This window comes from Reyranella sp. (assembly GCF_965279465.1).
GTDB lineage: Bacteria > Pseudomonadota > Alphaproteobacteria > Reyranellales > Reyranellaceae > Reyranella.
Map to the genome: position 1 here is coordinate 3,011,467 of NZ_OZ257242.1, position 26,158 is coordinate 3,037,624.

The window sequence follows — 26,158 nt, forward strand, 5'->3', positions numbered from 1 at the left end:
ATTTTCATCCATGGCTACCAACTCACCGATCGAATGGACCGAGTCGACCTGGAACCCGGTTGCGGGGTGCACAGTCCTCTCGCCGGGGTGCACGAATTGCTACGCCATGAGACTCGCCGCGCGTCTCGAAGCGATGGGCCAACCGAAGTACACCGCGATCACTCGTAAGTCCGGTGGTCGCTACAAGTGGAACGGGCGCATCAACCTTGACCGCGCTTCACTGGACATTCCGAAGCGGTGGAAAGTCGGGCGCACGATTTTCGTCAACTCTATGTCAGATCTCTTCCATGAGGACGTGCCACTGGAGTTCATCAAAGAAGTCTTCACTACCATGGTGAACACTCCGCAGCACACGTATCAGGTCCTCACTAAGCGGGCAGAGCGGGCCGAAGAGTTGTCGTCGGCCCTGCCATGGCCGAAGCACGTTTGGCTTGGCGTGAGCGTCGAGAATGCCGACTATGTGGATCGGATCGATAATCTTCGCCGTACGCATGCGGCTGTTAAGTTTTTGAGCCTAGAGCCCCTTCTGGGGCCCTTAGAGGGCCTGAATCTTAATGGCATCGATTGGGCAATTGCGGGCGGCGAAAGCGGACCCAACGCCCGGCCGATGCCGATTGACTGGGTGCGATCAATTCGCGACCAATGCATCGTGGCGAATGTGGCGTTTCATTTCAAACAATGGGGCGGCGTGAACAAGAAGCGGACTGGCCGCCAGCTAGATGGCAGGACGTGGGATCAATTGCCGCGGCGCTACGAACTCCAGCCCACAATGGAATTCGCAGAGTGAACGCCGGAAGAATCAAAGCAGCTAGCTTTCGAATTGTCGAAAAACTACGGTGTGGTTAGTTTAAGTTCGATACGTCGATTGCGTCCGTCTTCGATCTTCGATAGGGGACGATATTCACCGTATCCTGCTGCGGCGAGTCGCTCGCTCTGAATGCCCTGCGTGCTAAGGAATCTTACGACCTCTACGGCGCGCGCTACTGACAACTCCCAATTAGTGCGGAAGGCGGCCGTACTGATCGGCTGGCCATCAGTATGGCCGTTGACCTGCAATACCCAGTCGATGTCTTTGGGAATTATTCTAGTAAGCTCAACTAACTGCTGTGCCACGCGCACTAACTGCGCCTCTCCACTAGGTTGCAGCTGGGCAGAACCGAGAGGGAACAGAACTTCAGACTGAAAAACAAAGCGATCACCAACTATTTCTATATTCGGCTGACGCCCAAGTACTTCGCGTAGTTTCCCAAAAAATTGAGAGCGGTAGCGTGCAAGCTCTTCGATTCTGCCAATGTATAGTTCTGTAGTTTTCCGATCCAGATCCAACATTCTCGCATTTTGGTCGGTAATCATTGCTCGAGCATCAGACAACTGTACCTCAATTTCGGCCAACTTGCGTTCCATTCCCGGCAGGTAGCTATCGCTCTGGCCGGCATGCGTGTCTTTAAGTGCGCTCACTGACGCCACTGATAGATCTACTGGCCCAGAGATTCGGGTCGATGGCGGAGGGGGGCGATGTGCGGACAAAACCGATCCGACAAAAATAGTTACTAGAAAAAGCGAAACCACCGCAATCGACGTCAGAATTTGCGCACCCTTGACCAACTGCGCGATGTGACCGTTCATTGCAGCGTTCTTTATTGCGCAATATATTAGGCCACGCGCGTGGAAAGATTCATCGTACTTTCTGAAGTAGCCATTCTCTGGATCTACTACTGCTCCAACGTAGAGAATCTCACGCTGTTTGACAGATGCCGCTCTAATTGCCGAGATGAACCCCATTAACAATAGCACTCCGCAAATACCTAGCGCATATGTAACCGAGGCCATAAAACGGTCTGAGACAAAGGGAGACGTTTCCTTGACTAAAAACAGGAAGATTGATCCGATCAACGGTACAAGGACTGCGATAACCGAGAAGGTGGACTGCGCCTTCTTCTCCAAATCGTCGCGCGTTGTCTCAACCTGCTCGTATATCCAGAGGCATTGTTCGATAGATTTTTCATCAACAGCCGATTCAGGAGAGGGTAGCGATTGCGGCTCACCCGGAGTTCGTTCAAACGGGATAAGGGTATTCCAAGAGAGCCGCAGAAGGGCTCCAATCATTTGACAAATCTGCTTTGCCGCTTGTCGAGGGCCGAGCGAGAATAGAGACTTAGGTTGAGATGCAGTAAAAGTAAATTTCATGGAGTTTCATCATAAAGTAGACGAACGAAAGACTCCCGCATCGGCAACGCAAGTATGTCTTCCAGCCACGCCCACTCACCAGTGGGGTTGATTTCGAGAAAAACGAGGCGTCCATCCGGAGTTCTTATAAAATCAAATGCTCCATACCGTAGGCCCAAGGTTTGAAGCATGAGCTGGCATCGACTGATTACGGCTTCGCTAACCGTCGAAACATGAAAATTTGCCTCGCTGTCTGGTGCCCTCCAATCAACGAGGCCTTCTCGGCCAAGTATGTCGACAGTAAAGAACGTAGAACCAATAAATGTAATTCGGACGTCAGCTTGCCGAGGGATTTCTTCTTGTAGAAAAACAGGACATATTTCTAGAGTGTCGCCAGAAAAGGCGTCAGCGCTTACTCTCCGAGTGTAGATGGAGTACTGGCCAGACTCGTCAAAAAACAATCCATGGAAAATGGGCTTACAAATAGCACCAAATTGACTCTTTGAAATGAATTCTCGGAGGCGCCTGGGGTTTCGGGAAACGATTGAGCGTGGTATTGCTAAGCCGAGTTGTTGCGCAAGTCGCAACTGATATAGCTTGTGTTCAGCGAGGGCTACCTTCTCGATTGGATTGACCCAAGTCACGTTGGAATTGAGTACCAAGCCGGTCGCCAAGTGCCGAATTTCTCCTGCAACGAATGCGCGCTCTGATAAAGTAAGCGAGGTGTTTGGGCTCGGCTGCAATACCCGTCGATACCAGACAGAACGAACCTGGTGTAAATCGAGGTATTTGGATCCCAATGCAATGGACTTGTGAGTGTCGCTTTTTTCGAGCTCTAAGCCCAATTCAGCGTGAGTTAGATCTTCAGCATTAAGCCGAAAATACGGAAGTCCACGATCTAGCAAATAGACTATAAGGTAGTCAGCGGAAAAGTCGCGATTAGATGTAAGAATAAGGAGCATTGGCCGACGTAAACTCGCTGTCGTCGAGGGCCGCAGTAGCAGTTACCTCCCGTTGATCGGTTCCCTCGAAAGTCTTCGTTATCGTGGTTTCTCCAAAGGGAGACGACAGTGCAACGGAAGTATCGCTCTGATCCACACCTTCGAGCGTTGCTGTTGTACTAGTCTCGCCGAATTGTGATGGGCGCAAAGCGATGACTTCGCGTTGCTTCGCGGCCTCGCGCGTTCCAGTCAAAGCGGTCTCTTTGAATTGGGAATCGTGAACGTTCGAAGACTCCGTCTGATCCACGCCTTCTCGCGTTTCTGTCAGCGTCGTCTCGCCGAACTGGGATGAAAGCGACCCGCGCTCTAGAAGCATAACCAGCGGCTTTCCAGACTTCCTATCTATCCAGATCTGCCTAACTTGGTCATACGTGTGCTGAGTCGACGGCGCTGGCTCGCTCGCCAATTTCAGCTTTTCCCGTAAAATGAATGGTTTCATCTTGTCGCTCCAAATGGCAGCATCGGAAGCGTCAGTTAGCGTAAGGCAACTGTCAAGCGAGTAGACGCCGGTTGTGCTCTACCCCAACTTCATCTCCCGATACCCACCCTCCGCCACAGCATCGCAGCGCGCCCGGTACGCCGGCGCGCTGCCCGAATACCGCGCGATGATCCGCTCGTTCTTGCCCTCGACGTTGCGGTTGATGCCGGTCATCCAGCTGTCGATCTCGTTGGACAGCAGGCCCACGCCCAGCGACTTCACGTGCTCGGTCCAGGCGGCGACGCCCTCGGGGCTGCATTCCGCGCGGGTCAGGCCGTTCTCGCGCATGTGGCGGATCACGCCGGTCACCCAGTCGACATTGTATTCTATGCTGCGCGGGATATTGCCCAGCGCGGTGTGCGGGCCCATCAGCATGAACATGTTGGGGAAGCCCTCGACTTGCACGCCGAGCCAGGTCTTCGGGCCGCCCTTCCACTTGTCCTTGAGCCTGAGGCCGTCGACGCCCCGGAAGTCGATGCGGTCGAAGCTGCCGGTGATCGCGTCGAAGCCGGTGGCGTAGATGATGATGTCGAACTCGAATTTCTCCGCCGTCGTGTCGAGGCCGGCCGGCGTGATGCGCTCGATCGGCGTCTCCTTGATGTCGACCAGCCGCACGTTCGGCTGGTTGTAGACCTCGAGGTACTTCGTCTCGAGCGGCACCCGCCGCGTGCCGAAGCCGTGGTTGGTGGGGATCAGCTTCTCGGCCACCTTGGGGTCCTTCACCCGCTGGCGGATCTTGCGCGCCACGAACTCTGAGACGGCTGCGTTGGCCTTGCGGTCGGTGAGTATGTCGCGGAAGTTGCCCTGCCACATGCCGAAGCCCTTCGAGCCGTAGAGCTTCTCCCAGTGCGCCTCGCGCTCCTCGGGCGCGACCTCGAAGGTGCCGCGCGGGTCGGGCGTGTGCAGGAAGCAGGAGAAGGTCTCCTGGCAGCGCTTCAGGATGTCGGGGTAGGTCTTGCGGATCTCCGCCATCTCCTCCCTGGAGATCGGGCTGTTGTGCAAGGGCGCGGTCCAGTTGGGCGTGCGCTGGAAGACCGTCAGGGTGCCGGCGGTCTTGGCCACCTCCTGGATGGTCTGGACGCCCGTCGCGCCGGTGCCGATCACGGCGACCCGCTTGCCCCTGAAATCGACCGGCTCCTTGGGGAAGCGCGCGGTGTGGCAGGAGAAGCCCTTGAAGTCCTCGACGCCCGGGATGGTCGGCATGGTCGGGGCGGAGAGGGGGCCGATGGCGGTGATCAGGAAGCGCGCGTCGTGCGTGCTGCCGTCCTCCAGCGTGACGTGCCAGTCGCGCGTGGCCTCGCGCCAGTGGGCGGCGGTCACCTTGGCGTTGAAGGTGATGTCGCGGCGCAGGTCGAACTTGTCGGCGACGACGTTGAGATATTCCAGCGTCTTGGGCTGCGGCGAGAAATGCTCGGTCCAGTCCCACTCGTCGAGCAGCTCCTGGCTGAAGGAGTAGCCGTAGGAATAGCTCTCCGAATCGAACCGCGCACCCGGGTACCGGTTCCAGTACCACGTCCCGCCCACGCCCGTGCCGGATTCGAACACGTGGACGGACAGGCCGAGCCTGCGCAGGGTGAGGAGCTGATACAGACCGGAAATCCCGGCCCCGATGATGATTGCGTCGTATGTCATGACGCCATCGTCCCTCAGATTCCCCGCCCCCGCTAGGGGGGAGGGCAGGGAGCGGGGCCGCTCTGCGAGGCCGCTACTTGTGCCGCGGATCGAGCGCGTCGCGCAGCCCGTCGCCCAGCAGGTTGAACGACAGCACGGCGAAGAAGATCGCGAAACCCGGCCAGAACGCCATCCACGGCGCCTGGGCGATGAAGCGCTGGGCGGTGTTCAGCATGCTGCCCCACGACGGCGCCGGCGGCTGCTGGCCGAGGCCGAGGAACGACAGGGCCGCCTCGGCAATGATCGCGCCGGCGATGGCGAGGCTCGCCTGGACCAGCAGCGGCGGGACGATGTTGGGCAGCACGTGCCGCAGCGCGATGCGCCAGTGCGGATTGCCGACGGCGCGGGCGGCCTCGACATAGTCCTCGACCTTGGCGCCGAGCGTCTGGCCGCGCGTCAGGCGGATGAAGACCGGCGTGGCGGTGACGCCGATCGCGATCATCGCATTGGTCAGGCTGGGGCCGAGGAAGGCGGCCAGCGCGATCGCCAGGATCAGGAAGGGGATGGCCAGCATCGCATCGACCACGCGCGACAGCACCGCGTCGATCCAGCCGCCGGCATAGCCCGCCAGCAGCCCGAGCGGCACGCCGGCGCCGACCGCGATGCCGACCGAGACGAGGCCGGCGCTGAGCGAGGCGCGGGCGCCGAACAGGATGCGCGAGAGCACGTCGCGGCCGACCTCGTCGGTGCCGAACCAGTGCGCCCAGGACGGCGGCTTGCGCACCGTGCTGAAGCTGGTGGCGGTCGGATCGTAGGGCGCGATCCACGGCGCGAGGACGGCGAGCAGGATCAGGAACACCACCACGAACAGCGCGGCCATCGCGCCCTTGCGGCGCTTCAGCCTCCGCCAGGCGCGCGCCCAGGGGTTCTCTTCCTGCGCGGTGGCGGCGGCGGCTTGCGGGGGCAGGGCGGTGACGGTCATCCGCGCAGCCTCGGATTGACCAGCACGTAGGCCACGTCCGCCAGCAGGTTGAGCGAGATGTAGATCGACGAGGTCACCAGCACGACGCCCTGCACGACGGCGTAGTCGCGATTGAACACCGAATCGACGATCAGCTTGCCGAAGCCCGGGATGGAGAAGATCTGCTCGGTCAGCACCGCGCCCGACAGCAGCGTGCCGAAGTCGAGCGCCAGCAGGGTGATCACCGGCGTCATGGCGTTGCGCAGGGCGTGCTTCAGCACCACGCGGTTCTCGTGCAGGCCCTTGGCGCGCGCGGTGCGGACATAATCCGTGCCCATCGCCTGCAGCATGGCGCTGCGCGTATGGCGCATCAGCACGGCGGCGAGCGCGTTGCCCAGCACGAAGGCCGGCATGATGGTGGTGGCGAGGCTCGACTTCCAGTCCTCGCCCAGCCGCACGTAGCCGGACGCCGGCAGCCAGCCGAGCGTCACCGAGAACAGGAAGATCATCAGGATGCCGAGCCAGAAGTTCGGCGTGCTGAGCCCCCACAGCGCGAACAGGTTGGCGCCGTAGTCCCACAGCGTTTCCTTTTTCACCGCCGAGACGATGCCGGCGGGGATGCCGACGCCGATCGCGATCAGCAGCGCCATGAAGGCAAGCTGCAAGGTCACCGGCAGCTTCTCGGCGACCAGCGAGCTCACCGAGCTCTTGAGCCGCATCGATTCGCCGAGGTTGCCCGTCAGCACGCCCTTGACCCAGTAGAGGTACTGGACCGGGATCGGCTGATCGAGCTTGTACTGCTCGCGGATCTCCGCGAGCACCTTCGGGTCGCGTTCCTCGCCCGCCATGATCAGCGCCGGATCGCCGGGCAGCAGCTGCTGCAGGCCGAAGATCAGCATCGACACGATGATCAGCGTCGGGATGATCTGCAGCAGCCGCTGGGTGAGGAAGGCGAGCACGGTCTATGGCACCCTGGGGTTATTTCAGCTTGAGACCGATGACGCGGACGAGGCCGTCGGGCATCGGCCGATAGCCCTCGAGCTTGTCGGAGTGCGCGACCAGCACCTGCGCGTGGTAGAGATATTTGATCGAGCCGTCGGCGAGATACTTCTCGGCGACCTTCTCGTAGGCCTTCTTGCGTTCGGCGACACCGGTCTTCGCGCGCGCTTCGGCGTGGGCGGCATCGACCTCCTTGTCGCAATAGCCCGAGTTGTTCTGCGGCGAGCCGCAGGTCTGGAACGAGAAGGAATTGCCGTCGGGATCGCTGCGGCCGCTCCAGCCGATCAGGAAGACCTGGTAATCGCCGTCCTCGGCCTGCTTCAGCGATGTCGCGAACTCGGTGACCCGGATTTTCAGGTCGAAGCCCGCCTCGGCCGCCATCGACTGCACGACCTCCGCGACCGCGCGTGTCTCGGCGCCGTTCGGCACCATGAAGTCGAGCGCGATCGGGCCGGTGACGCCGGCTTCCTTGAGCAGCGCCTTCGCCTTGGCGACGTCGCGCTTCGGGACGGGGAACTTCTCCTGATAGTACGGGTTCAGCGGGCTGATCCACTGGTTGCCCGGCACGAACTCGCCGTTGAAGACGACCTGGTTGATGGCGTCGCGGTCGAGGCTGAGCTCGAAGGCGCGGCGCACGCGGGCATCCTTGGCCAGCGGCGTGTTGGCCTTGGGGCCGTTGCTGAGGTTGATCGTGAGCCCGGTGTAGCCCAGCGACACCGCCTTGCTGAGCCTGAGCTTGGGATTGTCGCGCACGCTCTTGATGTCGGTCGCCAGCACGCGCTCGATCAGGTCGAGGCCGCCGGAGCGCAGGTTCGCCAGACGCACCGTGCCGTCGACGATCGGCAGGTAGGTGATCTTGTCGATGAAGACCTGGTCCTTGTTCCAGTAGTCGGCGAACTTCTCGACCACGATACGGTCCTGCTGGACCCGCTCGACGAACTTGTAGGGGCCGGCGCAGACCGGCTTCAGGCCGAACTTGTCCCCGGCGGCTTCCGCGGCCTTGGGCGACACCATCATGCCGGCGCGGTCGGTGAGCTGGGCGAGCAGCGGCGAGAACGGCTCCTTCAGCGAGAGCTTGATGGTCAGCGGATCGACGACCTCGACCTTGTCGACCGAGCCGAGCTCGGGCTTGCGGAACGAGCCCTTCATCGTGAGATGGCGGTCGAGGCTGTACTTCGCGGCCTCGGCGGTGAGCGGCTCGCCGTCGTGGAACTTCACGTTGGGGCGCAGCTTGATGGTGACGGTCTTGCCGTCGGCCGAAGTCTCGTGGCTCAGGGCGAGCTGCGGCACGATCGCCAGCTTCTCGTCGATGTCGAACAGCTTGTCGCAGATCGAGGCGAAGACGATGCGTCCGACGTAGGTTCGCGCCAGAGTCGGATCGAGCACGTCGGGATCCTCGGCGAGGCCGATCCGCAGGTTGGTCTGGGCGAGCGCGCCGCCGGCCATCGCAGCGGTGAGCGTCAGCGCCAGGGAGAGACAGTGCGCCAGTCTTTTCATGTTTCCTCCGTCTGTGACACGAATGCCGCCTGCAGGCGGTCTAGTCTTCGCCGATCCTGGTCCGGCATGGTCGTGGCAATCAACGCCGCGGCCGGCGGGAGCTCGGGCCACCACGGGCAGGCCGTGGCATGTCCTGTGCCGTCGTCGGCCAGCACCGGGACGTCGCTCCGGCAACTCTCGCGCACGAACGGGCAGCGGGTGTGGAAGCGGCAGCCTGACGGCGGGTTCATCGCGCTCGGGATGTCGCCTTCGAGCAGCGCCCGCTCGCGCACCGCCGTCGGGTCGGGCAGCGGCACGGCGGACAAGAGCGCGCGCGTGTAGGGATGGCGTGGGTTGCGGAACAGCTCGTCGGTCGTCGCGGTCTCCACGATCTTGCCGAGGTACATTACGGCGATGCGGTCGGCGATGTGCTTCACGACCGCGAGATCGTGGCTGATGAAGATGTAGGCGAGGCCGAAGCGCTGCTGCAGGGAGCGCATCAGGTTGATGACCTGCGCCTGGATCGACACGTCGAGCGCCGACACCGGTTCGTCGGCCACGATCAGCCGCGGCTCGACCGCGAGGGCGCGCGCGATGGCGAGGCGCTGGCGCTGGCCGCCGGAGAATTCGTGCGGATAGCGCCGCGCGTGCTCGGGCCTGAGGCCGACCAGCTCGAGCAGCTCGCCGACCCGGGCCCGTCGCTGCGCCTCGTTGCCGACGAGACGATGGAGGAACAGCGGCTCGCCCAGCATGGCGCCGACCGTCATCCGCGGATTGAGGCTGGCATACGGGTCCTGGAAGATCACCTGCAGGCGGCGCCGGCGCGCGCGCATCTGGTCCTGGTCGAGCGCCAGCAGGTCGTCGCCTTCGAAGCGAACCTGCCCGGCACTCGGCTCGATCAGGCGCAGCACGAGCCGGCCGACCGTCGACTTGCCGCAGCCCGATTCGCCCACCACGGCGAGCGTCTCGCCTTCCTCGACATGGAAGTCGACACCGTCGACCGCACGAACATGCGCCGAGGTGCGACCGAACATGCCGCTCTTCACCGGAAAGTGCTTGGCCAGCCCCTCGACCTCGAGCAACGCGCTCATGGTTGGGACCAAGCTGGGAGCGCGGCTCTCCAGAGCCGCTCTTTCTTTCGGCTGCCACATGCCATGAGCGGCTCTGGAGAGCCGCGCTCCCAGCACAGTTCCAGCGCAGTCACGACAGCACTCCGCTGAGCGGGGCGCGGCGGCAGCGGCTGAGATGGTCGGGCGCCACCTCGACCAGCGGCGGCACGGCCGCGCGGCAGGCCGGCTCGACGAAGGGGCAGCGGGCGGCGAAGCGGCAGCCTTCGGGCGGATGGGCCATGTCGGGCACGCGGCCTTCGATCGAGGGCAGGCGCTCGCGCTTCTGGTCGAGCTTGGGGATCGAGCCCAGCAGGCCGACCGTGTAGGGATGCTCGGGCCGCGCGAACAGCGATTGAACCGGCGCGCGCTCGACGATCTGCCCGGCGTACATCACCGCAACATCGTCGGCCATCTCGGCCACCACCCCGAGATCGTGCGTGATCAGGATGATCGCGGTGCCGGTGTCGCGACGCAGGCCGCGCATCAGGTCGAGGATCTGCGCCTGGATGGTGACGTCGAGCGCGGTCGTCGGCTCGTCTGCGATCAGCAGCTGCGGCCCGCAGGCCAGCGCCATGGCGATCATGGCGCGCTGGCGCATGCCGCCGGAGAGCTTGTGCGGATAGTCGTCGACTCGTTTCTCGGGGTTCGAGATGCGCACCAGCTTCAGCACCGCAATCGCCCGTGCCCGTGCATCCGCCGCGTTCAGGCCCTGGTGGCGCTGGATCGCCTCGACGATCTGGTTGCCGATCGTATAGGCGGGATTGAGCGAGGTCATCGGTTCCTGGAAGATCATCGCCAGCCGCGCGCCGCGCAGGTCGCGCAGCTCGTTCGGCGCGATCTTCAGCAGGTCGCGGCCCTCGAAATGGACCTCGCCGCTTACCCGGGAATTCTCCGGCGGGAGCAGGCCCATCACGGCGAGCGAAGTGACGCTCTTGCCGCAGCCCGACTCGCCGACCAGGCCAAGCGTGCGGCCGCGCTGCAGGGCGAGGTCGATGCCGTCGACGGCCTGCACGGTGCCGTCGTCGGTCGCGAAGCTGACGGCCAGCCGCCTGAGTTCCAGCAGCGGTGCAGTCATTCGGCCGCTTTGGCGCGCACCGCGGCCCAGCTCTTCTCGACCTCGGCATCGATCAGGGCGCGATCGTAGATACCGGCCGGATTCTGCCGCGTCGGCAGGAAGGGCCGGATATTCGTCCAGAGCTCCCGGCTCACCGATTCCAGCCGCGCCAGCTCGAGCAACGGCTCGACATGGTCGTCGACCCGAAGGTCGAGCTCGGACTGCTCGTCGTTGCCGTAGATCACCAGCGCGGCCGATTGCTTGCCGCGCTTGTCGCCACCGACCTTCTCGCCGGCCTTGAGGGCCGCGATCAGCCGTCGCGGCAGCTCGAGATCCGAGCGCTCGCGCAGCACGCGCACGGTTTCGGACACGACTTGCGGCCCGGCCAGCATGTTGCCCGCCACCGAGAAATCCTCGCCGGTCCAATGGCCGCACCACGGCACGCATTCGGCGCCGGTATAGGCAGCAAACTGGCCATCGGAGGCCAGCACGTGCAGTTGGCGGTGCTCGCGGCCGTCATCGCGGGCGGTGAGGATGCGGATCACGTCGGCGGCACCGACGCCGTCGCGGATCAGCTTGAGCCCGTCGATTCCATAGAGCGGATTGACCAGTGCCTGGGTAGCGACGGCGCCCTTCCGGGCCTCGATGTACGGCACACGCGCGCCGACCGCGAAGAACTTGGTCGCCACCGCGATGGCGATGCGCCCGCTATCGCGCTCCCTGAAAATGATCGACCACGTCATGCGCTGGGACCGCGCCACTCCGTGGCGCTCAGAATCATGATCATGAGCGCCACGGAGTGGCGCGGTCCCAGCGAAGCCATTCCTTATCGCCCAGCCGCGTAGCCCTGCATGCCGCGCGGATTGGCGGCGGCCTTGCGCCACGGATCCTCCCGGCTGGCGGCGGTCAGGCGGCCCTCGGACCAGTCGTCGTTCATCTCGACCTCATGGCCCCGCTTACGCAATTCCTGGACCGTTTCGGCCGGCACGCGCCCTTCCAGCACGAGCACGCCCGGACGGGCGGTGCGCGGCCAGAACGAAGAGGGGAAATGCTCGCTGTGCCAGGCCGGTGCGTCGATCGACTCCTGCAGGTTCATGCCGCAATGGACGTGGCGCAGGAACATCTGCGTGATCCACTGTTCCTGCTGGTCACCGCCCGGTGAACCCCAGCACATGTACGGCTCGCCGTCGCGATGGGCGAGGGTCGGCGTGAGGGTGGTGCGCGGCCGCTTGCCCGGTGCGAGCGAGGAGGGCTGGCCTTCCTCGAGCCAGCAGATCTGGCCGCGGGTGCCGACCGGGAAGCCGAGTTCCGGCACGACCGGCGAGCCATGCAGCCAGCCGCCCGAGGGCGTGGCCGATACCATGTTGCCGTCCTTGTCGACGATGTCGAAATGCACCGTGTCGCCGCTCATCTGCCCCATGCGGCCCACCGTCGGCTCGCCGGCGCCGCTCGCCGCCACCGCGGCACGCGAGCCGTCGGCCTTGCGCAGCTTCACCACGCCGCCGTAGCCGTCGACCTTGCCCGGCCGCTGGTCGAGCGACGCGTGCGCCGGATCGATCAGCTTGCGCCGGTCGGCGTTGTAGGCGTCCGACAGCAGGGTCTGCATCGGCACGTCGACGAACTTCGGATCGCCGTAGAAGGCTTCGCGGTCGGCGAAGGCGAGCTTGCTCGCCTCGACTACGGTATGGATGAAGTCGGCGCTGGTCGGATCGGCGCCGTCGAGGTCGAAGCCCTTGAGCAGCGCGAGTTGCTGCAGGGTCACCGGGCTCTGCGCCCAGGGACCCGCCTTGCAGACCGTGTAGCGGCCGTATTCATAGGTCAGCGGCGCCTCGATGGTCGCCTGCCACTTCGCCATGTCGTCGCCGCGCAGCAGGCCTTTGTTGCGCTTGCCCGACACGTCCATGATTTCCTCATGGGTGTAGAAGCGGTCGATCGCCTCGGCGACGAAGCCCTGGCTCCAGACCTTGCGCGCCCGCTCGAGCTCGGCTTCGCGGCCGCCGCCACCCGCCTCGGCTTCCTTGATGATGCGCAGGTAGGTATTGCCGACCGCGGGGTTGGCGAATAGCGAGCCCGGCATCGGCACCTTGTTGCCCGGCAAATAAACGGCCGCGGAGGTCGGCCAGTTGTCGCGGAAGTTCTGCTTCACCGTGTCGATGGTCGCGGCCGCGCGCTCGACGATCGGATGGCCGTTCATAAGATAGCCGATGGCGGGCGCCAGCACGTCGCTGAGCCGCATCGTGCCGTAGTCGCGCAGCATCAGCATGTAGGCGTCGAAGGTGCCGGGCACGGCGGCCGGCAACAGGCCGGTGCCGGGAATCAGGTCGAGGTCCAGCCCCTTGAAGTGCGCGATGGTCGCCTTGGCCGGCATCACGCCCTGGCCGCACAGGATCTCGGTCTTGCCCTTCTTCACCGCGTGGAAGACCAGCGGGGCGTCGCCGCCCGGGCCGCAGAGATGCGGCTCGACCACCTGCAGGGTGAAGGCGGTCGCCACCGCCGCGTCGAAGGCATTGCCGCCGCGCTCCAGGATGCCCATGCCGACGGCCGTGGCGATCCAGTGCGTCGAGGTCACGACGCCGAACGTGCCGGTGATCTCCGGCCGGGTGGTGAAGGGATTGGGATTGATCAGCTTCAAGGCCTGCCTCCGGGGCGTGCAAAAATCCGGAGGAGACCTTAAGCCCGGGGAAGCGGGTTCGCCAGCGGGCGACTCAGTAGATCGTCTCCTTGAGCCGCTGCGGGTACTCGCGATCGTAGGTGTCGCCGTCGAAGCCCTGCTGCAGCGCCTTCATGATCGTGCCGCTGCTCGGCAGGCTGCTCTCGTCGAGATGCAGTGAGGGATCCCACAGCCGGGAACGAACCAGCGCCTTGGGACACTGCGTGTAGACGCTTTCCGCGGTGACGACGATGACGCTGCGCGGCACCTTGCCTTCGAGGGTGAAGGACTCACAGAGTTCCGGGTCGATGCTGATCGCGGCGCGGCCATTGATGCGCAGCGTCCGGCCGATGCCGGGGATCAGGAACAGGAGCGCGATGCGCGGGTCGCGGACGATGTTGCGCAGCGTGTCGATCCTGTTGTTGCCGCGCCGGTCGGGCAGCATGACGGTCCGGCTGTCGGCCACGCGGACGAAGCCGCGCGGATCGCCGCGCGGCGTGCAATCCAGCCCTTCCGGGCCCGACGTGGCGAGAACGACGAAGGGCGAGGTCTCGATGAAGCGGCGATAATGATCGGAGATGTGATCGATCTCCTTGATCACCGCTGCGCCGGCCGGCAGGCCATAGATCGCCTCGAGCTCGGCTTCGGTGCTGACGAATTGCGACACGGTTCCCCTTCCCTGGGCAGCGGCGTTGCCCAATGCAGGGATAATGGTATCGCAAGTGTCTGGCGCGTCACACCTGTTTGGGATCGGGGATCTGCATCCAGGCAGGCCGCTCCGGGAAAAGCGTCGCTCCGTCGGCGGTCAGCGCCCCGTTGGCGGCGTCGATCTGCAGCATGGCGAGCGCGCGGTCGCCCTGGCCCGAGCGGATCTCGCCGACCTCCTTGCCGTCGCGATGGACCGGTGCACCCGAGGCGGGCAGGGGACCCTCGATCCGCACCGGGAACAGCCGGCGCTTGATCAGGCCGCGATACTTGGTGCGGGCCGTCAGTTCCTGGCCCATGTAGCAGCCCTTCTTCCAGTCGACGCCGTGCAGCTCGTCGAAGCCGCTCTCCAGAAGCAGCGCCTTCTCGACCGGCAGGTCCCGGCTGCCGTCCGGCACGCCGAGCCGAAGCCGCATCGCTTCGTAGTCGGTGACCGGCGCCTCGGTCAGCCCGAGCAGCGCAGCGGTCTGGCCCACGGGCGCCAGCACCCGCACGCCGAGCTCTGGGAGGCGCGGATCGACGAACGCGGTCGCCCCGGCGACGGGCAGGATCCTGCCGGCGTCTGGCCCGAACACGACTGCCACCTCCATCGCTGCCGAGCGATCCTCGACAGTGACCTTGGAGCGAAGCGTGTACATCTTGAGCTTCCGGGCGAGCGCCGGCGCCCGGTCACGCTCGGTTTCCATCAGGAACGTGCCGCTGCCGTCCTCGACCACGAACATGTCGTTGAGGAAGCGCCCCTGCGGCGTCAGCAACGCCGCCCAGATCGCCTGGCCGGGGCCGACCTTGGTCGTGTCGTTGGAGATCAGCCCCTGGAGGAACTCGACGCGATCGGGGCCGGCAATGCCGATGACACTGCGGTGGGGCAGCAAACTGTACTGGAGTGAGACCATGCCGAAGAATTGGGGCGTGGCCCCGCCCTTGGCAAGACGCTAGCGACCCGTTCGCTCGACGCCCCAGAACACCGAGGCCGACGGCGGCCGCAGCCAGCCGGTCGTACGGCTGCTGACGGCTGACGCCGAGTACCATTCGCCCAGAGGGTAGTGGGTGCCGATCTGCAGGCCGCGCACCTGGATCTCGTCGGACAGGGCCTTTCGCTTGGTGGGATCTGGCTCGCGGGCGAAGGCGTCCCGGAGCTTCTCCATCTCGGCGTCGCATGGCCAGCCTGCCGAGGCCTTCTCGCAGGCGGAATTGAGGAAAAGCGAGGTCACCGGATTCACGACGTCGATGATGCCGGTGCTTGACAGCGTCACGTTCCAGCCGCGCTGCGCCGGTGGCTCGCGACGCATCACGCGCGCGATGTGCGTCTGCCAGTCGGACGAGACCATGTCGACCTTGAACCCCATCCGCTCGAGCTGGGCCTTGGCGACCGGCGCGAGATTCGACAGCACGGCGATGTCGGTGATGTGCAGCAGCACGACCGGTGTTCCGTCGTAGCCTCCCTCCTTCACCAGCTCGCGGGCACGCGCCACGTTGCCTTCGAGGAGGCCCGCAGTGCCGACGTCGGTCGCCAGCGGCGTGCCGCAGCCGAAATAGGTCTTGCACAGCCGCCAGAAGGCCGGATCGCCGACCGCCGACTGGAGGAACTCCTTCTGGTCAAGCCCGTAGGCGAGTGCGCGGCGGAGCTTCGGATTGTCGAACGGCGGATGCAGCCAGTTCGGTCGCAGGGCGTACTGGCTGGGATAGGCACCGCGCGCGACGGTGATCCCCTTGTCCTTTGCCAACAACGGCATGAGGTCGTGCGACAGCGATTCGACAGCGTCGATCTCGCCGTTCTGCAGCGCGCTCACCGCGGTCTGCGGATCGCTGATCGACGGCCATTCGACCCGATCGACCTTCACCGTCTTGCCGCCGGCGAAAGCCGACGGCGGCTCGGCGCGCGGCACGTACTTCGGGTTCTTCACATAGACGACCTTCTCGCCCGGCCGCCATTCGTCGGCCTTGAAGATGAACGGGCCGGAGCCGGTCGGATCCTTGATCTGCTGCGTGAACGGTGTGTCGGCGACACGCTTGGGCATCATGAAGGGCACGATGCCGGCCGGCTTGGCGAGCGACTCCAGCACCATGCCGTAGCGCTGCTTGAGCTCGAGCCTGATCGTCTTCGCGTCGGGCGCCGAGAGTTCCTTGACATAGGCAAAGAGCTTCAGGCCCATCGGATCGCGGCCGCCCCAGCGTTTCAGGGAGGCGATGCAATCTTCCGCCGTGACTGGCGCGCCGTCGTGCCACGTGAGTCCATCGCGCAGGACGAAGTCGTAGACGAGGCCCGCGGCATCGACAGTCCAGGAGCCGACCATCTGCGGCTGCGGCCTCAACTGCTCGTCCAGTCCGAACAGGGTGTCGTAGACCATGTAGCCGTGCGTGCGGCTGATCTGGGTCGAGGCCCAGATCGGATCGACGATCTTGAGGTCCGAATGCATGACGATCCTGATCGTCGATTGCGCCGAGACCGGCGCCGCAAGCACCATGCCGGCGAGCGCGAGAAGAAGGCGATGGATTTTCATGAGGTGCTCAATCCGTTGATGGTCTGAAGTGCAAAGGCGCGGAACTGGCCGAGGATCATTCCCTTCCAGTCGTCGGCATCGACAAAGAACGCGTCGCGCGCGGCCCGGCGAATCGCCCCGGCAATGTCGTCCGGTGCATCGGGATGCCCGGCGAGCCAGGCCTCTCCCCGCAGCGCATGCCGAACCTGCGGCGATGGCAGGGTGCCGTATTCCATTGTCGAATGGGTGATCGCGATACCCGGACACTCTTCCCGGCAACACGCCATCATGTAGCCGGCAGTGCGCGGAGACACCGACTCCGCCGCCGTGCTCACGATGAGGTCGGCGCCCCACCAGGCCTTGGCACGAGCCGTCGTCTCGGCGCCGTGCCGGCCGAAGATCTTTTCGCCATGCCCGTATGGGCCGAGGCCGGTGTGAATGTCGATCCAGGCGATGTGACGGCGGTTGCGCCCGTAGCGCTGTAGGATCGAGCGGATCGTGCGGTTGCTCCAGCTTGGCCCGGTGCCGGCATAGAAAAGGCCATCGGGATGGCGGTTCTGTCCGCTCGAGACGCCCGGCGAGCGCTGGCCCGCGAGGCGGGTCATCGCCAGGGCGAGAGCCGCTTCGTTGTCTTCGCTCGGCGGCCAGGATGGCGGTATCAGCAGGGAGTGGATTTCCTCATAGACCGGATTTGGCGGATAGGGCCGGCCGAAGTCGTTGAAGTTGCGGTTGAGGTCGATGTTGTCCTCGTTGGTCCGCGTCAGGTGCGAGAAGCCGAACGGATTCACCGCATGGACCAGAAGCAGCCCGATGCCGCTCTCGCCGGCGCGGCGCGAGAGCTCGTCGTTCAGCAACGCGAGCTGGCAGGCCGAGCCCGAGAAGCCCTCGGGTCCATGCGTGCCCGAGCTGATGATGAACAGCCGGTCCGCGTCGGACGCGCCGAGCAGGGCGGTGTCCAGCGCAAGCTCCTCGCCCTCGGCGCCTTGGCGAGCATGGCGATAGGAATCGATTTCGGCCGACCGCTCGCGCGCTGCCTCGAGGAAGCGCCGTCGGGCCTGTGCGTAGGTCTCGGAGAAGTACGCGGCGCTCATCGGATCCTTTCGTCGAAATAGTCGAGGGCGCGGAAGGCGCCGCCGATCGCCGGCAGGAACCATGGCTTGCCGGAATAGAGCGGGATGGAAGGCAACGGCACGTCCGCAAATGGCAGCCTGCCGTGCAGGCGGCCGGCCAGCGCGCGGCCCATGGAATCGCCGAGATAGGGCATCATCGATACGCCGCTGCCGTTGCAGCCAACGACGAAGTGAAGCCCGTCGAAACAGCCGGCGTGGGGCAGGGCGTCATAGGTGAAGGCGACGTTGCCCTGCCAGCTATGGGTGATCCGCGTGCCCGCCATCTCGGGAAAGCGCTGGAGCAGCGAGCGCCGCAGGAGTCTTGCACGCTGTCGCCCGTCGATCTCGGTGAAGCGGGCGCGGCCGCCGAAGATCACGCGCTTTCCGTCGGGCGACAGTCGGTAGTAGTTCAGCACGCGGCGCGTTTCGGAGAAGGTCCGCCCCTTCGGGCAGAGCTTGAGTGCCATCCCCTCGGGCAGTTCCTCGGTCGCGATGACATGGCTCGCAATCGGCACGAGGCGGCGCTGCAGGTGCGGCGTGAGCGCGCCCGTATAGCCATTGGTTGCGACGACGACGTGCTTCGCCGTGATCTCGCCGGCCGAGGTGACTACTCTCCAGCCGGCGCCGCTGCGTTCGAGCTTCGAGGCGCGGGTTTGCCCGGCCAGGGTGATCGAGTTCCGCCGTCTCACCGCGGCGAGCAGCCCGCCGTAGAACAGCGCTGGGTGCAGCTTGCCGGCGGTCTCGAGCACCAGCCCGCCGTGATAGTAGTCGCTGCCGATCTCGGCGCGCTGCTCTTGGCGGCTGACGAGGTGGCAGTCGGTGGCGCCGCCGGCCCGCAGCTTCTCATGGCGCACGCGCAGGGCATCGTAGTGCGAGCTGGCGCAGGCGCCGAGGAAGCGGCCGCGCTGCTCGAGATGGCAGTCGATCTTCTCGCTCGCGACCAGTTCGTGCAATGAGCGATAGGCGGCGATCGACCAGCCCACCACCTCGCGGACGAAGGTGGGTTCGTAGGCCAGCGTCTTGCCGGTGAAGCTCTTGCCGATGCTGAGACCGGCGCTGATCGCACCGCCGCTGCGCGTGCTGGCCCCCGAGCCGAAGTCGCCGGCGTCGACAACGACGCTTTCGATGCCGCCGTCGGCCAGCGCGCGGGCGGTGGACAAACCGGCATAGCCGCCGCCCACCACCACGACATCGGTCCGACGCGGCAGGGCAGGCGCTTCGATGGCCCGCGGCCGGAAGGCTTCCCACCAGTAGGGCTCCTCCTTGTAGTCGCCGGCGAAGATCCGGTCGTCCCGCTCAGGCATGAACGCGTCTGCTCCTCAGAGGCCGTCGCGATGCACTCTCGTCTTGCTGGCGGAGAGGGTCAAAGTCATTGTCGGCGGCAATCAATTCCCTGGAGTTATGATGATATCGCCGCGCCAGCTCGACGCCTTCCGCGCCATCATGGAGCGCGGCAGCGTGACGGCCGCGGCCGAACGGCTGGGCGTGTCGCAGCCCGCGGTCAGCAAAATCCTGGCCGGGCTCGAGCTCGAGATCGGCTATCCGCTGTTCACCCGCATCAAGCGGCGGCTGGCGCCGACCAGCGAGGCGCACCTGCTGGCGGCGGAAGTCGCACGGCTCTACCACAGCCTCGAGCAGGTCAATGAGGTGGCGCGCGCAATCCGCGACCGGCAAGTCGGCGACCTCGTGATCTGCTCGACCTACTCGCTCGGCCGCACCGTGCTGCCCGATGTGATGGCGGCATTCATCGAGCGCCACGCCAGGGCGCATGTCGTGTTTCACGTCAGGAGCTCGACCTATATCCATCAGAAGATGGTCGATCAGCAGCTCGATCTCGGATTCTCGATGATGCCGTTCGAGCACCCCTCGATCGTGAGCGAGGAGCTGAGCCGCGCGGCTGCCGTCTGCGTGCTGCCCGGCGATCATCGGCTCGCGCGGCGCAAGGTGATCCGGCCGGCCGACCTGCGTGGCGAGCGCTTCCTGTCGTTCCCGCTCGACGGCCGCATGCGCCACCTGATCGACGCCGTGTTCGAGCAGGAGCACATCGAACGCAAGCTGCAGGTCGACGTCTACTCCTCCGCCGATGCCTGCGCCCTGGCGGCGCGCGGGCTCGGCGTGGCGATCGTCGAGCCCTTCACGGCGCGCGACTACAAGCGCGATGGTCTTGCCGTCGTGCCGTTCGAGCCGCGCATCCGCTATCTGTTCCACGCGCTGCGGCCGCGCTTTCGCAAGCCGTCGCGGCTGGCCGACGCTTTCCTCGACGCGATGAAAGCACATCTGCGCGCCATCGGCGTGGATTGAAGGTCAGCTGCCGGGGGCGAAGCCGGGCGGGAACAGGGTGGAAGCGCGGGTCTCGGAGTCGAAGGCCTCGGCGAGGGCGATCAGCCCCGCCTCCTCGTACCACGGTGCCACGAAATGGATGCCGATCGGCAGGCCGGCCTTCGACTGACCGAAGGGAATGCTGATCGCCGGATGGCCGGTCATGTTGAAGGGGATGGTGTAAGTATACCAGGCGGCGCGCAGGTCGCCGATCGGCTTGCCGTCGACCACCAGCGGCGCGAACTGGTCCTGTGAGGCAAGCGGCGCCGGCGTCGCGACCGTCGGCGTCAGCAGCAGGTCGGCATCGCCGAAAAGCTTCTGAACCGAGCGGTAGGCGAGCGTTCGATCCGTCAATGCGCGACGCAGCGCCACGACGTCGATGGCATCGCCCTCGTCGAGCGTCCTGGCGAAGGAGGGATCGAGCTCGCCGCGGCGTGTCTTCAGGATTTCGCCGAAACGCTCGATCTGGTTGGCGCGCAGGATGATGCGCGCGACATCGAGCTTCCAGTCGACCTCGCGACCGTCCATTTCCGTGATGCGCGCGCCGCGCGCGTCAAGGAAGGCGAGCGCCGCCTCGAGCCGGGCCTCGACCTCGGGATCGAGGTAGCCGCCGGTCATGCGGCGGATGACGGTAATGCGCTTGCCGGCGATCGGATCGGCGACGCCGGTCGACGGCCAGGCAAACGGCGTTCGCCCGATCGCGGCGCTCCAGGGATCGTCGCGATGGCCGCGGGACATCGAGGCCAGGCCGGCGCCCAGATCGGCGGGATGGCGCGCCATGACTCCGAGATAGGTGAGCTGGCCGAACTGGTCGGGCGGCACCTCGTGCGGCACGCGTCCGAGCGTTGCTTTCAGGCCGTAGACTCCGCAGCACGCCGCGGGAATGCGGCCGGAGCCCGCGCCGTCGGTCGACATCGCGATCGGGCCGAGGCCCAGTGCGATCGAGACGGCCGCGCCGCCGCTCGAGCCGCCCGACGTATGGTCGGGATTCCAGGGGTTGCGCGTGACGCCGTGCAGGCGGCTGTCGGTCAGCACCTTATGGCCGTATTCCGGTGTCGTCGTCTTGGCGAAGAGTACGGCATCTGCGGCGCGCCACTGGGCAATGGCGTCGGCGTCGCTCGCCGGCACGTTGTCCTTCATGGTGAGCGAGGCGAACGCCGTCCGCAGCCCCTTGGTCAGGATCAGGTCCTTGGCCGAAACCGGCACCGCGGCCAGCCTGCCGAATTCTGTGCCGCGCTTGTGGCGCGTGTCGAGGGTATCTGCGGCTGCGCGAGCGCCGTCCGCGTCGAGCGTGGCGATCGGATTGAACGGCTTGGCCCGATCGGCGCGCGCCAGCACCCCTTCGATGATGTCGCGCGCCGCCACCTTGCCGGAGGTGAAGGCGTCGACGATCCCGGCGACGGTACGGCCGGCGAAGTCCTGAAGCGGCATGACGCAATCTCCCTTCCGGCGACTATGCCGCCCGGGCCGGAAGCGGAGAAATTCCTTTCCTCCCTGTCTTCATTCTCACAGGTTATGGGCCGTCAGCGATCGAGCCAGACATCCTCCATGCGCCAGCCGTTGTAGATGCTGTTGACCATGATGCTGAGGTTCTTCACCTCCGGCCGCCAGCAGGTGCCGCCGCGCATGTAGTAGAGCATCGGCCGCACTGCCTCGTCGGTCAGCTTGCGGTCGATCGCCCAGGCGATCTTGCGGCGCTTCTCCTGGTCGCGCTCGGCCGACTGCTGGGCGATCATCGCGTCGATCTCCTTGTTGCAGTAGTCCATGTAGGTGCGCGACCCGCAGGCATAGTTCTCCGGATAGGTCTGGTCGGGGTCGTCGACGCCGTTGCCGACCTGGCTCAGGCCGAACTGGTAGTCGCGCCGGATCAGCTTAGGCACCCATTGCGCCGTCTCGACGATCTGCAACTCGGCGTCGATCCAGATCTCCTTGAGCTGGCTGATCAGGATGACCGACGCATCGCGATAGGTCGGCAGGTTGCGGGTCGAGAGCTTGAGCTTGATCGGCTTGCTCGGCCCATAGCCGTGCGCCGCCATGATGGCGCGCGCCTTCTCCCGACTCTTGGCGACGTCGGGATCGTAGCCCGGCATCTCGCGCAGAATCTCGGGCGGCAGGCCCCAGCGTCCTTCGGGGCCGGGCTGCATGGCGCTGCCCGCGTCGCCCTGGCCCTGGGTCATGATGTCGACGAAGGCCTTGCGGTCGATCGCCATGGCTACGGCGCGGCGGATCTCGAGGTTGTCGAACGGCGGCACCGGGTTCATCAGCAGGTTCGCCGCGACATTCATCGGCGACATGTCGCACTGCGCCGTGGGCATCTGCGCCTTCACGTCGTTGATCAGCGGCACGGTGATCTCGAACGGGAAGGTCATGTCGAACTTTCCCGAGACGAAGGACAGGAGCGCTGTGGAGCGGTTGGCGATGATGGTGTACTCGATGCCGTCGAGATAGGGCCGCCCCGGCTTCCAGTAGTTCGGGTTGCGCACCACCTTGATGCTCTGGTTCGGCTTGTACTCGACGAACTTGAACGGCCCGGTGCCGATCGGCGCGCGGCGCATCTCGGCCGGCGGGACGTGGCACGGATAGACCGGCGTGAAGCCCGAGGCGAGCAGCGCCAGCAGCGCGGGCTGCGGCGTCTTGAGATGGACGACGGCCTCGAAGTCGCCGTTGGTCGTCACCCTCTCGACGTTGGCGTACCAGCCCTTGCGGAAGTTGACCTTGAAGTTGTCCGGCGCCGTACCCGCCAGAAGCTCGAAGGTGCATTTGACGTCGGCCGCCGTGAACGGCTTGCCGTCGTGCCAGGTCACGCCCTCGCGCAGCGCGAACGTCAGGGTCTTGCCGTCCTCGCTCCAGGTCCATTTGGTGGCGAGGTCGGGCACGATGCCCTCGAGGCTGTTCTGCCGGATCTTCGGATCGAACACGACGAGGTTGTTGAACACGCCCATCGCCGGCACGACCACCGAGACGGTGCCTTCCTCGTGGATCGACATGCTGGCGGGGCTGTCGCGATGGGCAACGCGCAACACGCCGCCCTGCTTCTGCGCCCATGCGCCGCCGGACGGGAGCATGGCTCCCATCAGGATCACGATCCCGATCAAACGCAAGCACGCTGACAAACCAAACGCACGCACGGACAAGACGCGTACCATGACGGCCTTCCTTCCTTGGCGTTCCCCGGCAACTGCCGGTGTGGTCCGTTGAGCCGGACTCACTTCTCCCTGCGTGCAGTGAGACGCGTATCCCGGCCGGCGTCAACGCCTCGATGTGTCAGGATCCGTCGGCCTTGATGCCGAGCTGCTTGATCAGCGCGCCGAGGCGCTCGTATTCGCGCTTCATCGCCTCGGCCGCTTCGGCGGGCGTCATGGACAGTGGCTGGATGAAGGCCGCCTCCAGGCGCTTGCGCGTGTCGGGATCGGCCAGCGTCGCCGCCACCGCCTTGTTCAGGCGCTCGACGATCGGTGTCGGCAGGTCTTTCTGCCCGTAGAGCGGCAACGAGGAGCGCACCTCGATGTCGCCGACGCCCTGCTCGGCCATGGTCGCGACGTCCGGCAGCTCCGCCAGACGCTCGGGGCCGATCACGGCGAGCGCCTTCAGGCGGCCGGCCTTGACGTGCTGCATCACCAGCGTCGTGCTCACCATCCCGAGATCGAGCCGGTCGGCGAGCAGGTCCTGCACGCCGGGCGGCAGGCCCTTGTAGGAGATCGAGGTGACGTCGAGGCCGTACTTGATCTTGAGCAGCTCGGGCAGAAGGTGCGCGCCCGTGCCGTTGCCCGAGTTGAGGTAGTTGAGCTTGCCGGGATTCTTCTTCGCGTAGGCTACGAACTCCGCGACCGTGCCGGCCGGTGATTGCGGCGGCACGCAGAGCAGGGCCGTGCTGATGCCGACCATAGCGATCGGCTTGAAATCGGTGACGGTGTCGAACGGCACCTTCATGATGAAGGGCAGCGCCATGATGCCGGACACGGTGAAGAACAGCGTGTAGCCGTCGGACGGCGCCGACAGGAACATCTGCCCGGCCATGATGCCGTTGGCGCCCGGCCGCGGATCGATCATCCAGGGCTGGCCGAGCTCGCGCTGCATGGCGTCGGAGATGGCCCGGCCGGCGATGTCGATCAGTCCGCCGACCGGTCCGGGGAGGATCACCCGAATCGGCTTGCTCGGGTATGTCTGGGCGCGCGCGGCGAACGGTGCGACGAGAGTTGCGCCCAGGAGGAGACGGCGTCTGATCATGCCACTTTCTTTGTCGACCTTCGCTTCGCTCTGGACGAGAGGCTAGGCTCGATAGAACGGCTTGTCGCCGCACACCGTCACGCGATGGCCGTAGCGGCGGTGCGGGAAGTAGTCGAACATCGCGTGGTGCTGGGCGCAGCGGTTGTCCCAGAAGGCGACCGAGTTGGGCCGCCACTGGAAGCGGCACTGGAACTCCGGCGTCTCGATGTGGCGGTAGAGCATCTCGAGCAGCGCATCGCTCTCGTGCTTGCGCAGCTGCGGGATGCGCAGCGTGAAGCCGCGATTGACGTACAGGCCCTGCCTGCCTGTCACCGGATGGGTGCGCACGACGGGGTGCTCGGCGTTGGGGAACTTCATCTCCTCCCGGTCGGTCGCCCTGGTTCGGTAGTAGTGCGCCTTGGTGCTGTCGTGCAGCGCGGTCAGGCCCTGCAGCATCTGCTTGATCGGGTCCGACAGCGTCTCGTAGGCGCGGTACATGTTGGCGAACAGCGTGTCGCCGCCGCCGTCGGGCGGCACCTCGGTGAGATAGAGGATCGAGCCCATCGGCGGCTCGACGTCGCACGACACGTCGGAATGCCATTCTTCGCCGGCGACGCGCTTGGACTTCTCGTTGGCCTTGATCACCAGGATCTCGGGATGCTCGGGAATTTCGATCGGCGCGTTGGGATGGACATGCAGCGGGCCGAAGCGGCGACCGAAATCCTTGTGCTGGTCGATGGTCATCTTCTGGTCGCGAAAGAAGATCACCAGGTTGTCCATCAGCGCGTCGTGCACTTCCTGGAACTGCTGGTTGCCGAGCGGCTTGGCGAGGTCGACGCCGAAGATCTCCGCGCCGATGGCGGGCGTCAGCTTGCGCACTTCGATCGATTGATAGGCCATTGCTTGTTTCCTCCGTTGGCCCGAACCATACGCTTCGCTCCACCCGGCGCGCGGGTAAAGTCGACAAAGTCCGTAATGCGGACTAATATGCGGTCATCACTCCGACCGCAGCCGGCCGGTGCATTCGCCTGCATCTTCGGCGACGCGCAGCGCTCGGGGTGTCGGGAGGCGTGATGTCCGCAACCGTCATCGAGCCCGTGCGCCGCAGCTTCGCGGTGCTGGAGGCGCTCAGCCACCGGCGCACCTCGACGCTTGCCGTTCTGACCGGCGAGACCGGCCTGCCGCGACCCACGGTGGTGCGCCTGCTGCACACGCTGATCGCGCTCGGCTATGCCGCGCGCGTGTCGCGCGCGCAGGGCTACCGGCTGACCGACCGCGTGCTCGGCCTCTCCGAATCGATCCGCTTCGTCGACCATCTGGTGGACGCGGCCATCCCGCATATGCGCCGCTTTACCGAGGACCATGGCTGGCCGCTCTATCTCGCCAGCCTCAGCCAGGGCGCGATCATCATCCGTCACTCGACCGCGCCCGAGAGCCCGATGGCCTTCGAGGGCGCAGGGCTCAACGCCCGCCGGCCGGTCCTGATCAGCGCGCTTGGCCGGGCGTGGCTGGCCTTCTGTCCGGACGCGGATCGCCGCGCCATCCTGCGCGATATCGGCGGGTTGACGCCGCGCCAGGAGGCGGTGCTCGACGCCGTGCTGGAACGGGTGCGGCGCGACGGTTACGCCTTCACGCAGCCGCCGCGGCCGACCCGGCTGCAGGGCATCGCGGTGCCGGTCCGCAGCAGCGCGCGGATGCTTGGGAGCCTGTCGATGCGCTTTCCGCGCTCGGCCATGAGCGAGACCGAAGTGGGCCAGCGCTTTGGAAGGCGGTTGCAGTCGCTCGCCCGTGCCATCGCCGCCGATGTCGCTCGCACGGGATCGTCCTGATACAA

The 26,158-nt window shown here is 65.3% G+C and carries 23 protein-coding genes and 1 pseudogene; 3 read left to right on the forward strand and 21 right to left on the reverse strand.

Features of this window, described 5'->3' with window-relative positions; all coding sequences use genetic code 11:
- Positions 1-10: 10 nt before the first annotated feature.
- Complete coding sequence (locus ACQY8M_RS14675) at positions 11-787, forward strand: DUF5131 family protein (RefSeq protein WP_428673339.1); 777 nt, start codon at positions 11-13, stop codon at positions 785-787.
- 44 nt (positions 788-831) lie between these two features.
- Here the strand turns inward: ACQY8M_RS14675 and ACQY8M_RS14680 are convergent, their stop codons facing one another.
- The 17 genes and pseudogenes from ACQY8M_RS14680 to ACQY8M_RS14760 all read right to left on the reverse strand — a co-directional run bounded on the left by ACQY8M_RS14680 (position 832) and on the right by ACQY8M_RS14760 (position 19,103).
- Complete coding sequence (locus ACQY8M_RS14680; RefSeq protein ID WP_428673342.1) at positions 832-2,187, reverse strand: OmpA family protein; 1,356 nt, start codon at positions 2,185-2,187, stop codon at positions 832-834.
- Positions 2,184-2,840: a hypothetical protein gene (locus ACQY8M_RS14685; protein WP_428675630.1), complete on the reverse strand. Its 657-nt coding sequence runs from the start codon at positions 2,838-2,840 to the stop codon at positions 2,184-2,186. Before ACQY8M_RS14685 ends, ACQY8M_RS14680 begins: the two co-directional genes overlap by 4 nt.
- A pseudogene (locus ACQY8M_RS14690) lies at positions 2,841-3,128 on the reverse strand (MvdC/MvdD family ATP grasp protein); the annotation flags it as partial.
- Positions 3,106-3,606: a hypothetical protein gene (locus ACQY8M_RS14695; RefSeq protein ID WP_428673345.1), complete on the reverse strand. Its 501-nt coding sequence runs from the start codon at positions 3,604-3,606 to the stop codon at positions 3,106-3,108. The pseudogene ACQY8M_RS14690 and the gene ACQY8M_RS14695, both read right to left, overlap by 23 nt.
- Before the next feature lie 78 nt (positions 3,607-3,684).
- Positions 3,685-5,277: a flavin-containing monooxygenase gene (locus ACQY8M_RS14700; RefSeq protein ID WP_428673347.1), complete on the reverse strand. Its 1,593-nt coding sequence runs from the start codon at positions 5,275-5,277 to the stop codon at positions 3,685-3,687.
- 73 nt (positions 5,278-5,350) lie between these two features.
- Positions 5,351-6,238, reverse strand: coding sequence for an ABC transporter permease (locus ACQY8M_RS14705; RefSeq protein ID WP_428673350.1), 888 nt, complete (start codon positions 6,236-6,238; stop codon positions 5,351-5,353).
- Positions 6,235-7,176 carry an ABC transporter permease gene (locus tag ACQY8M_RS14710; RefSeq protein ID WP_428673353.1) on the reverse strand — a complete coding sequence of 314 codons (942 nt, stop codon included), beginning with the start codon at positions 7,174-7,176 and terminating at the stop codon, positions 6,235-6,237. Before ACQY8M_RS14710 ends, ACQY8M_RS14705 begins: the two co-directional genes overlap by 4 nt.
- Positions 7,177-7,195: 19 nt before the next feature.
- Entirely contained in the window at positions 7,196-8,713 is a 1,518-nt protein-coding gene (locus ACQY8M_RS14715; RefSeq protein ID WP_428673357.1) for an ABC transporter substrate-binding protein, read from the reverse strand.
- Positions 8,710-9,783: an ABC transporter ATP-binding protein gene (locus ACQY8M_RS14720; RefSeq protein WP_428673360.1), complete on the reverse strand. Its 1,074-nt coding sequence runs from the start codon at positions 9,781-9,783 to the stop codon at positions 8,710-8,712. Before ACQY8M_RS14720 ends, ACQY8M_RS14715 begins: the two co-directional genes overlap by 4 nt.
- 109 nt (positions 9,784-9,892) lie before the next feature.
- A complete protein-coding gene (locus tag ACQY8M_RS14725; RefSeq protein WP_428673363.1) occupies positions 9,893-10,876 on the reverse strand; it encodes an ABC transporter ATP-binding protein in 984 nt (327 codons plus the stop codon).
- Positions 10,873-11,598, reverse strand: a complete 726-nt coding sequence (locus ACQY8M_RS14730) for a DUF1028 domain-containing protein (protein WP_428673366.1) — start codon at positions 11,596-11,598, stop codon at positions 10,873-10,875. Before ACQY8M_RS14730 ends, ACQY8M_RS14725 begins: the two co-directional genes overlap by 4 nt.
- Positions 11,599-11,681: 83 nt before the next feature.
- Positions 11,682-13,487, reverse strand: a complete 1,806-nt coding sequence (locus tag ACQY8M_RS14735) for a gamma-glutamyltransferase family protein (RefSeq protein WP_428673369.1) — start codon at positions 13,485-13,487, stop codon at positions 11,682-11,684.
- A gap of 73 nt (positions 13,488-13,560) precedes the next feature.
- Positions 13,561-14,172 (reverse strand): pyridoxamine 5'-phosphate oxidase family protein, encoded by a 612-nt coding sequence (locus ACQY8M_RS14740; RefSeq protein ID WP_428673372.1) that lies wholly within the window; start codon positions 14,170-14,172, stop codon positions 13,561-13,563.
- A gap of 67 nt (positions 14,173-14,239) precedes the next feature.
- Entirely contained in the window at positions 14,240-15,103 is an 864-nt protein-coding gene (locus ACQY8M_RS14745; protein ID WP_428673375.1) for a YgfZ/GcvT domain-containing protein, read from the reverse strand.
- Between the two features lie 39 nt (positions 15,104-15,142).
- Positions 15,143-16,711, reverse strand: a complete 1,569-nt coding sequence (locus ACQY8M_RS14750) for an ABC transporter substrate-binding protein (protein WP_428673378.1) — start codon at positions 16,709-16,711, stop codon at positions 15,143-15,145.
- A complete protein-coding gene (locus tag ACQY8M_RS14755) occupies positions 16,708-17,781 on the reverse strand; it encodes a M14 family metallopeptidase (RefSeq protein WP_428673381.1) in 1,074 nt (357 codons plus the stop codon). Before ACQY8M_RS14755 ends, ACQY8M_RS14750 begins: the two co-directional genes overlap by 4 nt.
- Positions 17,778-19,103, reverse strand: coding sequence for an NAD(P)/FAD-dependent oxidoreductase (locus tag ACQY8M_RS14760; RefSeq protein ID WP_428673384.1), 1,326 nt, complete (start codon positions 19,101-19,103; stop codon positions 17,778-17,780). The genes ACQY8M_RS14755 and ACQY8M_RS14760 overlap by 4 nt, the downstream gene beginning before the upstream one ends.
- Positions 19,104-19,203: 100 nt before the next feature.
- Here ACQY8M_RS14760 and ACQY8M_RS14765 point away from each other — a divergent pair, with 100 nt between their 5' ends.
- Positions 19,204-20,100, forward strand: coding sequence for a LysR family transcriptional regulator (locus ACQY8M_RS14765; RefSeq protein ID WP_428673387.1), 897 nt, complete (start codon positions 19,204-19,206; stop codon positions 20,098-20,100).
- A gap of 3 nt (positions 20,101-20,103) precedes the next feature.
- Here the strand turns inward: ACQY8M_RS14765 and ACQY8M_RS14770 are convergent, their stop codons facing one another.
- From ACQY8M_RS14770 to ACQY8M_RS14785, 4 genes are all read right to left on the reverse strand, one after another.
- On the reverse strand, positions 20,104-21,549 hold the full coding sequence (locus ACQY8M_RS14770) for an amidase (protein WP_428673390.1): 1,446 nt from the start codon (positions 21,547-21,549) through the stop codon (positions 20,104-20,106).
- A gap of 92 nt (positions 21,550-21,641) precedes the next feature.
- Complete coding sequence (locus tag ACQY8M_RS14775; RefSeq protein WP_428673393.1) at positions 21,642-23,192, reverse strand: ABC transporter substrate-binding protein; 1,551 nt, start codon at positions 23,190-23,192, stop codon at positions 21,642-21,644.
- 190 nt (positions 23,193-23,382) lie between these two features.
- A complete protein-coding gene (locus ACQY8M_RS14780; protein WP_428673396.1) occupies positions 23,383-24,345 on the reverse strand; it encodes a Bug family tripartite tricarboxylate transporter substrate binding protein in 963 nt (320 codons plus the stop codon).
- Positions 24,346-24,387: 42 nt separating this feature from the next.
- Entirely contained in the window at positions 24,388-25,224 is an 837-nt protein-coding gene (locus ACQY8M_RS14785; protein WP_428673399.1) for a TauD/TfdA dioxygenase family protein, read from the reverse strand.
- 173 nt (positions 25,225-25,397) lie between these two features.
- On the opposite strand from ACQY8M_RS14785, the gene ACQY8M_RS14790 reads away from it, so the two are divergent.
- Entirely contained in the window at positions 25,398-26,153 is a 756-nt protein-coding gene (locus tag ACQY8M_RS14790) for an IclR family transcriptional regulator domain-containing protein (RefSeq protein ID WP_428673402.1), read from the forward strand.
- Positions 26,154-26,158: the final 5 nt, after the last annotated feature.